The sequence below is a fragment of the Flavobacterium sp. genome (assembly GCF_021151785.1).
GTDB lineage: Bacteria > Bacteroidota > Bacteroidia > Flavobacteriales > Flavobacteriaceae > Flavobacterium.
On sequence record NZ_JAGKWP010000067.1, the window covers coordinates 1 to 13,905 of the forward strand.

Below are 13,905 nucleotides of genomic sequence, written 5' to 3' on the forward strand. Positions count from 1 at the left end.
AATAAGGGTTTTATTAGATTTTGATAAACGGTTTTTGGCAACCGTAAAATGCCGAAATAATTAATTATTTAACTAACAATTAACTTTATGGAAAACAATTATTTTTCGCGAATGTTAAGCCTAATTAGGGGTAACTTCGTTAAAAATTTCCTCTTACTCGCATTGATACTATTCAGTGCAGTGGGAATGAGAGGACAGGTAACAGTTGCCGGTGCAGTCACGGGTAACGGTTCCTATGCTACATTAAGTGCAGCCTTTTCTGCGATCGGAACATCGCAGGCTTCGGCAAACATCACGGTCACCATTAGTGGAAACACTACTGAACCTGCTGGTGGAGCCAGTTTGGGTGCAGGTACATGGTCGTCTTTGACCATTGCGCCAAGCGGTGGGCCATGGTTGGTCAGTGGTGCAGCCACGTCAGGTACGCCCTTAATTACTTTTAATGGGGCAGACAATGTAACCATTAATGGAGGAGGGAATCTAACTTTCTCAAACACCACAGCTTCAACAACATCAGGGACTACTACCTTGAAATTGGTTGGTGATTCTACAAATAACACATTCAATAATGTGGTATTTTTAGGTTCAGGAAACAATACAACAGCTGGTTCTAATACAGCCGTTGTTTGGATTAGTACAGGGACCACAACAGGAAATGACAATAACTCATTTCAAGGTTGTAAGTTTGGACCAGTAGGTACTAACTACCCGAGTCAGTGTGTGGTAGCTAATGGATCAACGACAAGTTCAGCAATTGCTAATAGTAACATTACTTTTAATAATTGTGAATTTTATGATTTTTATTCATCGAGTGCTTCATCAGCAATTTATGCATCTACTGGAAATACCGATTGGAATATTACAAATAATAAGATTTACCAAACGGCTTCACGTTCTATAACAGGTACAATGTATGGGGTGTATTTTTCTAATAGTACTTATGGTAATAATTTACAAATTACAGGAAATACTATTGGATATGCTAGTAATTCAGCTACAGGTACATTAACGCTTACAAATACAGGATCGTTTACTGGAATTTATTTTAATTTATTAAATACAGCTGCTACGGCTTCTAATTTTAATAATAATATAATTTCAAATATTTCACTTACTTCTTCAGTAGGAGCATTTAGTGGTATTGTAAATGCAACGAGTATATCATCTCCAACAAATACTATTAATATTAATAGTAATACGATTAGAAATATTTCGTTGCTTTCAACATCAGGTAATTTTACAGCTATTTCTGCAGCTGGAGCATCTGTTTTAACTTGTAGTAATAATACAATTAATACTATTTCAAGAAACTCAGCAGGTACTATGTATGGTATCTTACATACTACCTCTCCTACGGTTACTTTTAATAATAATACCATTACAAATATTTCTTCTACAAGTACTACCAGTACGTCATATATTTATGGTATATATTCAGGGTCATCTGCAGTAACTGAAACATGGACAAATAATACAATTAGTAATATTTCGTCTTCAAGTACAGGTTCTCAATACATTTATGGTATATTTTGTAATACAGCAACTGGTACCAAAACGTGTCAAGGAAATACAATTTCAAATTGGACGTTGCCTTCAACAGGAACGGGAACCATGTATGGAATTAGCATTAATTATGCAGGAACTACAAACCCTATTTCAGGAAATAATATTAACACATTGACTGGAGGAACAACTATTTATGGGTTATATGTTTCTGCTGGAACAACTAATAATATTTATAATAATAAAATATATGGATTAAGTTCTTCTGTAACATCGCCTGGAGTTTATGGGATGTATATATCTGGAGGAACTACTAATAACATATATAACAATATTATAGGTAATTTAACAACTCCTGCTTCAACCGCCTCAAATTTATTTGGACTTTATTTAAATGCAGGAACAACGAGCAATGTTTATTACAATACTGTTAGATTGTCAGGTACAAGTACTGGTTCGGGATTTGGCTCATCTGCTGTTTATGCAAGTACAACTCCAACAGTCAATTTTAGAAATAATATTTTTGTTAATGCTTGTACATCAACAGGGTCAGGGTTAGCCGTTGCCTACAGAAGATCAGGTACGACTTTAACATCGTATGCTTCAACATCAAACAACAACTTGTTTTTTGGAAGTACGATGTATACAGACGGAACTAATACTGATGCAACGCTTTCTGCCTATCAAACTAGAGTAGGGACAAGAGATAACGCTTCTAAATTTCAAAATCCGACATTTGCAAGTACAACAGGTGCTGATGCGACTTTCTTGAGTTTTGCAGACGGAGTAACTAATTTAGCAGGTGGGACAGCACAAGTAATTTCTGGGTATACCACAGATTATAATGGTGCAACAAGAAGTACTACTTTTCCAGATATGGGAGCTTTTGAATTTAATGAAGCAACCATTTCTGCCCCTACCATCACAAGTTTTTCTCCCTTAACAATTTGTGTAACAGGAGGACAATCAGTGACTATTTCTGGTACAGGATTGGATACGGTTAGTACAGTACTTTTCAATGGTGCTACTGGCGTTAATTTACCAGGTAGTATTACGGCACAATCTGCTACATCATTGACGGTGACAGCCCCTGCTAACGTGGTGGATGGTCCTATTAAAGTTACTAATCCTGGAGGGTCTGTAGATTCTTCTACTTGGTTTACTGCTGCACCTACACCAACAATTGGTGTAAGTTCGAATGTAACTATTTGTTCAGGACAATCGACTACTTTAATAGCTACTGGGGGAGCCACATATTCTTGGTCTCCAGCTACGGGATTATCTGCAACAACAGGAGATACCGTTACAGCAAATCCAACAACAACTACGACTTATACCATTACAGGTACAAGTGCAGCAGGTTGTTCGGCTACCGCTACGGTGACGGTTACAGTAAATCCAGCACCGCCTGCTATTACTGCATCAGCAAGTTCAACAACACCTTGTTTGGGTACATCAGTCAATTTGACTACTACTTCGGGTAATGTAAGTACTAGTGTTTCTGAAGGTTTTGAAACATGGCCACCTACAGGTTGGACCTTTGTAAATGCAGGTTCTGGAAATTCGTGGGCTTCATACAGCACAGCTGCTGGAGTAAGAACAGGTTCTAAATCTATGTACTATGGTTATAATTCCTCATATGCTGCTGATGCTTGGGCATTTACCCCTGCTCAGACTTTACAAGCAGGTGTGACTTATACTATTTCATATTGGTATAAGACAGAGAGTTATACAGAAAAGTTGAAGTTAACTGTGGGGTCACAAGCAACTAAAGTAGGGCAAACCACTACGCTATTGACTCAAGCTTCATTACTTAATACAACATATACTCAGGCTACTGCAACATTTACACCTACAACAAGTGGTGTGTATTATTTTGCATTGAATTGTTATTCTGCAGCAAATCAATTTAATTTGTATATTGATGATTTCACTATTTCTGGAAGTATACCAGCTACTTATGCTTGGACATCGTCACCAGAAGGATTTACATCAACTGCACAGAATCCTACAGGAGTAACTCCAATGGTTCCAACTACATACACAGTAGTTGCTACAGTAAATGGATGTTCTAAGACTTCATCAGTTACGGTAACACCTAATCCATTACCAACCATTTCAGTAGAGAATGCTACTATTTGTAATGGAGGGGCTGGAGCTACTTTAACGGCTTCAGGCGCTGCTACTTATACTTGGTCGCCAGCGACTGGATTGTCAGCAACGACTGGAAGTTCCGTTACAGCAAATCCAACGGTTACTACCACTTATACTATTACAGGTACAAATGCTAATGGGTGTGTTAATACAACTACAGCTACAGTTACTGTAAATAATCCTCCTGTTATTACGGCTCAAGCCAGTAATCAAATTGTATTAGACGGAGCAGATGCTAGCTTTGCAATTGAAGCAACAGGTACAGGAATTACTTACCAATGGCAAGTTAGTACAAATGGAACAACATGGTCTAATATCGAAGGAGCAACTAATGCAACTTATACCGTTGTAGCAGCTTCTTCAGCAGACAATGGAAAACAATTCCAATGTGTGGTTTCAGGTACAGCGCCTTGTACAGCAGTGACTTCAAATGCTTATACTTTAACAGTTGGTTCTGTGAGTATTACTTCGCATCCATCTAATCAAGTGGTGTGTTCTAATGCTGGAGCTACATTCGCTGTAAGTACAACGGGAGAAGTTACGGCTTACCAATGGCAAGTAAGTACTAATGGTACAACATGGATAGATATTGCTAATGAAAACACATCTTCATTGGTGTTAAGTGGAATATCAGCAACAGATACAGGAAAACAATACCGTTGTGTATTAAATAATGGAGCAGTAAATTCTAATGCCGCTACATTAACAGTATTTGATGCTATTGTAATAGGCACGCAACCAGCAAGTCAAACCGTTTGTTCCAATGCGGCTTCTGTAACCTTTACAGCTGCTGCTACAGGTTCTGGAGTTGCCTACAAATGGCAAGTAAGTACAAATGGAACAGTTTGGTCTGATATTGCAGGAGCAACATCTGCTTCTTACACGATTACTACACCTGGAGTTGGTTTGAATAATAACCAATACCGTGTAGTGGTTTCTGGTACGTCTCCTTGTAGTGCGGTTACTTCTGATGCAGCTACTTTAACTGTAAATCAGGTAGTAGCTATTACTACTCAACCTGTAGCTGTAAATCAATGTTCTACAGTAGCTACTGCTTCGTTTAGTGTTAGTGCAACAGGTACTGGATTAACGTATCAATGGGAGTATTCTACGAATGGTTCCACTTGGAATCCTTATGTAGGTGCTACTGCTACACAAAGTACATTGACAATTGATTCTCCAGCTACGTATGCTGGTAATACTTTCCGTTGTGTGGTAAGTGGAACAGCTCCATGTACAGCAGTGACATCTAATGCAGTTGCTTTATCTATATCTCAAATTATGGGAGGCACTTACACTGTTGGTGTTGGTGGAAACTTTTCTACTTTAGCAGCAGCAGTGACAGCATATAATAATGCACTTTGTTTCTCAGATAACGTAGTATTTAGTTTAACCGATGCAACATATGACATTGGTACAACAGCAATAACAGTGAATCAAAATGCTTCTATTGGATCGTACACTTTAACGTTTAAACCAGCTGCTGGAGTTACTCCTTCTATAAGTGGTGCGGTAGCTTCTAATGGAGTATTTGTTATTAAAGCCAATAATGTAACCATTGATGGTTCTAATTCAGTAGGCGGAACAACTAGAAATCTAACGATTACTAATACATCGACTACTTCTCCTAATATCATTAGAATTGCTTCTACAGGTACAACACCAATTGCCAATACAGTAGTAAAGAATGCCCTTTTAATAAATGGTAGCACTACTGCTAGTGGAGTTATTGCAAATGATGCAACTACATCAGCTAATCCAGGATATTTTAATGGGGTTACAATTCAAAATAATGATATTCAAAATTCCTTTGTTGGCGTTTATTTAAATGCAGCAGGAGCCTCTTCAGCTTATGGTACTAATGCGAATGTTTCATCGAATAAAATTGATGAGTCAGGAGCAAATAAAAACCGTAATGGAGGAATTTACATTGCTGGATTTAACGGAGTGACTGTAGCTAATAATACTTTAGGTAACTATGCAAAAACTCAAGCCGAAAATGATTATGGTATTTGGGTTGGAAGTTACTGTAGTAATGCTTCGGTAACTAATAATACTATTACCAATCTAGGAATGACAAGTACTACCTCGTCTTATGCTCCAATGGGAATATATGTGGCTAATGGGGTAGCAGCAGCCAATACAGTAATTTCAGGAAATACAATTAGTGATATTTCTTCAATTTATGGAGGAGGAACGTATGCTCCAACAGGTATTTGGCTAGCAGGTGCTACTTCGGGAGTAACCATTGATAGCAACAGAGTAAGCAATATTAAAAATAATTATGCTAGTTATGCTTACGGTGCTTACGGAATCCGTTTAGGATCCTCTTCAACTACAGCTAATGTAGTGTTGAAAAACAACATGGTATGGGATATTGCAACCTATGCAGGAACAACAACTTTAAGTTACAATGCTTTAGGTGTTTATGTTTCAGCAGGTGCGGGTTACAAAGTATACAATAATACCGTTAATTTAGGAACTCAATTGTCTTCTAGTGGAACAGTTACTACGGCTGCATTTGCTGTAGGATCATCTGTATCTGCTGCTGGAGCTTTAGACGTTCGCAATAATATTTTTGTAAATACACAAACTACTTCTACAAGTGCTTGTTATGCTATTTATTCTGCATCAGCAAATACGGTTTTCTCTACTATTGATTATAACAATTATTGGGTAGCAGGAACCAATGAAGGGTATTTAACTTCAGCAAGAACAGATTTAGCGGCCATTCAAACTGGTTTTGGAGGTAACGTAAATTCTAAAACGATTAGTCCAAATTTTGTTTCAAGTGCTGATATGCACTTGAATGTAGGAACAAACCCTACTTTGGATAACCTAGGAACAGTTCTTACTGATGTAGCAACAGATATCGATGGAGATACACGTTCAGCTACTCCAGATATGGGAGCGGACGAGTTTACAACGTTAACTTGTGCTTCTCAAACTTTAGTAGCAGGTACAGCAACGGCTCCTATAGCTAGTTTCTGTAATACTACAGCAGGTACAACAGTAGCTGCTTCAGGTTATACCATCGGAGTAGGAACTACTTACCAATGGGAAATGTCAACTAATGGAACGACATTTACTGGAGTTGGTACAGCTTCTGCTATTTATGCTAATTTGAGTACGGGGTCTTTATCCGCTACTACGTCTTATAGATTAGCAGTAATTTGTAATGGTGGCTCAGCAGCTTACTCTAATGTAGTAACGATCACCAAGAATGTGCCAGCAGTTACATTAGTAAGCCCTAACGTAGCAATCTGTACAGGAGGATCCACTGTTTTAACAGCAAGTGGTTCAGGTACCTATGCTTGGTCGCCAGCAACAGGATTATCTGATTCAACAGGTAGTACAGTTACAGCACAACCAGCAGTTACTACTACTTATACCGTAATAGGAACGGATGCGAACGGATGTTCAACTAGTGCCACAGTAACCGTAACGGTAAATGCTTATCCAAGTACAGTTACTATTACTCAAGGAGGCGCATCAGTATGTACTAATAGTGTAATGGCTTTAACAGCAACTGGAGGTACAATTGGAGGTTCAGGTTCAGCTACTTTAGGAGCTGGAGCGTCTACAAGTACATCTTCTGGGATAAATCCTTTTTATGGAGGTTATGGTGGTGTTAAAACCCAATTTTTAATCAAAGCTTCTGAGTTAACAGCTTTAGGAGTTCAAGCAGGTAACATCAATAGTTTAGGTATAGATATTACCTCACCGGGGTCAAATTTAACTAGCTTAGCAATTAGTGTTGGTAATACTACTTTAACTGCTATGACTACTAACATTGAAACAGGGCTTACGGATGTTTATAGTACAGCAAGTTTTGTACCTGTTTCAGGTGTAAATACATTCAATTTCTCAACACCTTTCGCTTGGAATGGAACATCAAACATTATTATAAGTTTCTGTTGGAGTAATAATAATACTTCAAATACGGCTTCTACAGTTAAAGTAGATGCCCCAGGATTTACATCTTCTAATGCAAGATATGTTGATAGTGTAAATGCAGCAAGTGTTTGTGCATATACAGGTAGTACAACACCATCAGGATGGAATGGAGCGGCAACTACAGCTTCAAGTAGACCAAAATTCATTTTTGGTTACTCAACGGTAACAGCTACAGCCATCACTTGGTCGCCAACTACAGAATTATATACAAATGCAGCAGCTACAACTCCATACTCAGGAGGACAAGCTACGGTAGTATATGTTAAACCAACGGTAGAGCGTGTTTATACCGCTACAGCAACTAATGGAACATGTACAGCTTCAGCTACTACAACAGTTACACCTCTACCATTACCAACAGTGGTGGCATCAGAGGACACAACAATTTGTAGTGGTGAAACAACAGAATTAACAGTTTCAGGAGCAGATACTTATGTGTGGTCTCCAGCAACTGGATTGTCTGCAACAACTGGAAATAGCGTAACAGCAAATCCTGCTGTAACGACTACGTATACAGTAACGGGAACAGCAGCAAATGGTTGCCAATCTTCAGATACGGTAATTGTTACAGTAAATAATCCTGTACTTATTTCAGGACAAACACCTGAAGTACCAGTACTTCCAGGTCAATCTACTACAATTACAGTAACTGCAACAGGTTCTATTACTAGTTATCAATGGATGGTAAGTGAAGACTCTGGGGTTTCATTTACAAATCTAGAAGCTTCAGCTATTTATCAAGGGGTAAATACGAAAGATTTAACAATCAGTGGTATTACTTTTGAAATGTCAGGCTTAGTTTATAAATGTCTGGTTACAGGATCATTGCCTTGTGGTAACGCAGAATCACCTAACTATACGCTGAAAGTGAATAGTGTGGCTGTTGCTACTCATCCTTCTAATACAGCGGTTTGCGAGGCAAGTACGGCTTCATTTACTGCTTTAGGAACGTCTAGTGACGAATCTTTAGCAATTACTTACCAATGGGAAATGAATTCGGGGGATGGATTTAATCCTATTTCAGAGGGTACAGATGCATCTGGTTTAACCTTTGAAGGGGTAAATGCAGCTACATTAAATATTGCTGGAATTACAGTAGCTAATAGTGGATACCAATTCCGTGCTAATATTAATAGTTTTATCAACACGAATGCAGCTACATTAACTGTTAATAATCCAGTAGTAATTACTACTGCTCCAGGAGACCAAACAGTTTGTGTAAACACAGGAACAGCAACGTTCTCAGTAGCGGCAACTGGTGATAATTTAGCGTATCAATGGCAAATGAGTACAAATGGTACGTCATGGTCAAATATAACAGGAGCAACAACTACTTCTTTAACGGTTACAAATCCTACCGCAAGTATGAATGGGTACCGATATAGAGTAGTAGTAGCAGGAGCGCAAAGCTGTTTAAGTGTAAACTCAACAGCAGCTATTTTGAATGTTAATAACCCAACAATTACGTCACAACCAACGGCAACTTCAGTCTTGAGAGGAAATGCAGCTACTTTTACTGTAGTCGCTTCCGCTGCAACTAGTTACCAATGGCAGTTCTCGTCAAATGGAACATCAGGTTGGGCTAATGTAAATGCACTTCCAACAGGAGTGACATATAGTGGAGCTACAACGGCGACATTAGCTGTAATTACATCATCTACAACTGCAACAGGAGGAGCTAAATACTACCGTTGTATTATAGATAATAATGGATGTACAGCTACTTCTAATGCGGCATTATTAACCGTAAATTGGTATTGTACCCCAGCACCAACTTCAGTGGATGGTACAGGTATTACCAACGTTACCATGGGTACTATTAACAATACTACTAGTTCTGAAACAGGTAACTATGGTGATTATACGGCTCAGAGTACATCTGCTACTCAATTGTCAACTGTTAACTTTAGTATAACTTATGCAACAGGATATGCGTATGGTACTAAAATTTGGATTGACTTTAATAATAATGGAGTATTTACTGATGCAGGTGAACAAGTATATTACGGTTTATCGTCAAGTGCTAATCCTACTACTTTATCAGGTAGTTTCAATATTTCATTGACTGCTCCGTTAGGTGCACATAGAATGCGAATTGGAGGTTCAGATAATGATGCAGGGGTTGACCCTTGTTATGCGTCTACTTGGGCTTGTTTTGAAGATTATACTATCAACATTACACCAGCACCAACTTGTTCAGGAGCTCCTACTGCAGGTACAGCTTCTGCGGCTAATACAGCATTATGTGCTGGAGGCAGTGGAACGACATTAACCTTAGCGGGTTATACTACTGGTGTTACTAATATTGCATTACAATGGTACATGTCTACAAATGGTACAACGTTTAGTCCAATTTCGGGTGCGACAAGTGCTACATTAGCAACAGGTAGTTTAACAACTAATACTTCTTACTATTGTGCAGTAACATGTACAAATTCAAGTGAAACAGTGAATTCTAATATGGTTGCAATAACTGTAGCTAACCCATTAATTACAGGGACAACACCTGCTAGTAGATGTGGTACGGGTACTGTTAATTTAACGGCTACTGCTAGTGAAGGTGCTTCCATCAATTGGTATGCTGCTTTAACAGGTGGTACTCCATTGGCAACAGGAACAAGTTTCACTACGCCAAGTATTTCTACAACTACTACGTATTATGCTGAGGCTACAACTTCACCTGTTACAGTAAGTGGTTTAGGTAATACTTCTATACCTACATCTACTGGGTATTCAGCTGAAAGAGGAATCGTGTTCACAGCAAATAATAATGGAACGATTGTTTCGGCTCAATATTATTCTCCTACTACAAGCGTAACGAATACCGTAACAGTTAGATTAGTAAATAATACTACAGGCGTACAGGTTGGTAGTTCTTTAACTTTACCAATTGTTCAAGGGGCTACGGCTGGGTTTTATACTATGAACTTAAATTTACCAGTTGTTGCTGGAACAAGCTATCGTTTGTTAGCTGCTTTCACTTCAGATGTAAATAGAATAAGTTCAGGGGCTGATTATACTGCCGCAGCCTATAATAATTTAGCTCCATTAGGAGTTATTACTAGTGGTTATGATTCAGGAGTTTCTACAACTACTTATAATTATTTCCATAATATTGTAGTTCAAGCATCTTCTTGCCCATCTGCAAGAACAGCTGTTGTAGCAACGGTAGGTCAAAAACCAACGGCTTCAATCAGTTATGCAACGCCTTTATGTAGTTCAGCTACTAATGCTAATGTTACATTAACTGGAACAAATAATTTCCAAAATGGTACCTTCTCAGGTTCTGAAGGTTTAAGTATTGATAGTGTAACGGGAACAATAAATGTTGCAGCTACAACTCCAGGTACTTATACGGTTACTTATACTACATTACCAACTGCTTATTGTGAAGCTCAAACAGCTACAACTACAGTGGTAATTAATCAAGCACTAACTTCAGTATTTGCTTATGACGCGGCGTCTTATTGTACTTCACAAGGTACGATTACGCCAATTGTAACAGGTACAGCAGGTACCTTTACTTCGTCTCCTGCAGGATTATCGATTAATTCAACAACAGGAGCAATTAATTTAGCTGCTTCAACAGCAGGTACTTATACGGTTACTAATACGGTAAGTGTTTCAGGTTGTGCTAATAGTGTGTCAACAGCAGTTGTTACGGTAAACACAGCAGTGGCAATTACTTCACAGCCAGCTAATAGTTCTGTATTACCAGGCGCTGATGTTAGTTTCACTGTAGCGGCAACTGGTACAGGATTAACTTATCAGTGGCAAGAAAGTACAGACAATGGACTTACTTGGAACGATATTGAAGGAACTTCAGCTACTTTAACATTAAATGCAGTAGCTTCAAGCGCACAATATCATGTTATTGTTTCTGGTTTAGGATCTTGTCAATCCGTGACTAGTAATGCGGCTATCTTAACAGTAAATACAGCTGCTATTACTCAACATCCGGCTAATTTCACAGCATGTAGTGAAGGTGCTAATACGGCTACTTTCACAGTAGGTATTTCGGGTGTAGCTACAAGTTATCAATGGCAAGTAAATGAAGGATCAGGTTGGTCGAATATCGCTAATGGTGGTATTTATGCTGACGCTACTTCAGCTACTTTATCTTTATCAGGTTTAGCTTTAGCAAATAATGGATGGCAATTCCGTTGTGTGGTGAATGAAGTAGTGGTTTCAAACCCAGCTACATTAAGCATTAACACAGCAGTTGTTTTATCTACTCAACCTGTAAGTACATCTGTTTGTTCTAATGGTTCTGCTACATTTACAGCAGCAGCAACTGGAACAGGTGTAGCTTATCAATGGCAAGTGAGTACAAATGGTACGTCTTGGTCTAATGTGTCTGGAGCAACAAATGCAACATTGACACTTAATACCATTACACCAGCAATGAACGGATACCAATATAAAGTTATTGTATCAGGAACGTCTCCTTGTAGTCCAGTGACGTCTAATGTGGCGACATTAACTGTAAATACGGCAGTTGCTATCGCAACACAACCAGTAGGTGCTACTGTTTGTATTAACGGTACTGCTACGTTTACAGTGGCAGCAACGGGTACTGGTTTGGCTTACCAATGGGAAATGAGTACTAATGGTAGTTCATGGTCAGCAGTTGCTGATGCTACGTCAACTTCATTAACGGTTTCGGGAGCTCAGTTAGCTATGAATGGCTACAAATATCGTGTAGTTGTTTCAGGGGCTACTGCTTGTAGTTCGGTGACTTCTAATGTGGTGACATTAGTAGTTGATCAACCAGCAGCTCCAGTATTTACTCCTGCTTCTGCAACGATTTGTGAAGGTAGTGTTCAAACATTATCTGTAGCTTCTAGTTCAGTAGTACAGAGTGGAATAATAGGAACGGGTTCTGTGTCTAATACTGGTAATACACCATTTAAAGGATACTGGGGAGGTAATAAAGTACAATATTTATATACCGCAGCAGAGTTACAAGCCTTAGGTTTTGCTAATGGTACTGTAATTACTTCACTTGGTATGGATATTACTTCGTTTACGAGTCCTTACACGTTCAATAATTTTACAGTAGGAATGAAGAATACCGCTTCTTCGGTATTGACTACTACTTTTGAAACAGGATTAACGACGGTTAGAAACTCGTCTAATTATCAGTTATCAGGTACAGCACCGTTTACTGTGACTTTGCCATTAGATTCGCAATTCACTTGGGATGGTACCTCTAATTTATTGATAGAGTTCTGTTTTAATAACAATAACGGTGGAGGAGTTTCAACCAATTCAGCTGATGTGAAGTCTACGACTACAACAGCTAATTTAGCGACTTATTACTCACTTGATAGTTCAGCAACCGTTTGTTCTAATACTACAGCCACTACTTCTACCACAAGAGCTAACATGCGTTTTGGTGTGAATAATGGTTCATTAGTTTGGAGTCCTACAACTGGTTTATATACTAATGCTGCAGCGACTACTCCTTATACAGGAGGTCATGCAACTACTGTTTATGCTAAACCAAGTACAACAACTCAATACACGGTTACAGTTACAAATTCAAGAGGTTGTACAAATACAGCTTCAGTTAATGTTAATGTGTTAGCACCAGCTACATTAAGCTCAATTACGCAACCAGTAACTACTTGTTCAGGAGCGCAAACGACTTTTAGCTTAACAGGATTACTTCCTAATAGTACTTCTACTATTGGCTATTCTGTTAACAACGGAGCTACACAAACGGTAACAAATGTGGTAGCAGATGCTTCTGGTAACGCAACATTTACAATTGCTTTAGCAGCATTTACTAATGGTCAAACTTTAGTTGTAAAATCGATTACTAGAACAGATGTAACGCCAAATTGTACAACAACTATTACAGCTAATAATTCGGTTACTATTTCGGTTCAACCTACAGTAACTTATTATGCTGATGCAGATAATGACGGTTATGGTGATTTAAATACACCAATGATTACTTGTCAAGGACAGCCAGCAGGATATGTAACCAATAGTACGGATTGTAATGATGCAAATGCAGCTATACATGCAACAGTATTATATTATGTAGATGCGGATGGTGACGGTTATGGTTCAACTACAACAGCGATGTTGTGTTCATTAACAGCACCAGCAGGTTATGCAACAAATAATACAGATTGTAATGATGCGAATGCTTTAGTATGGCAGTCAGCAAGTTTCTATGTAGATGCGGATGCAGACGGATATGATAACGGTTCAGCAACAGTTTGTTACGGAGCGACTACACCAGTAGGTTATGCTACAACAACAAATGGTTCTGATTGT

The 13,905-nt window shown here is 38.6% G+C and carries 1 protein-coding gene; it reads left to right on the forward strand.

What is annotated here, in order from left to right; all coding sequences use genetic code 11:
* Positions 1–186 precede the first annotated feature (186 nt).
* Positions 187–13,905, forward strand: a 13,719-nt coding sequence (locus QZ824_RS07955) for a GEVED domain-containing protein (protein ID WP_291275488.1), incomplete at its 3' end; no start/stop codon positions are given.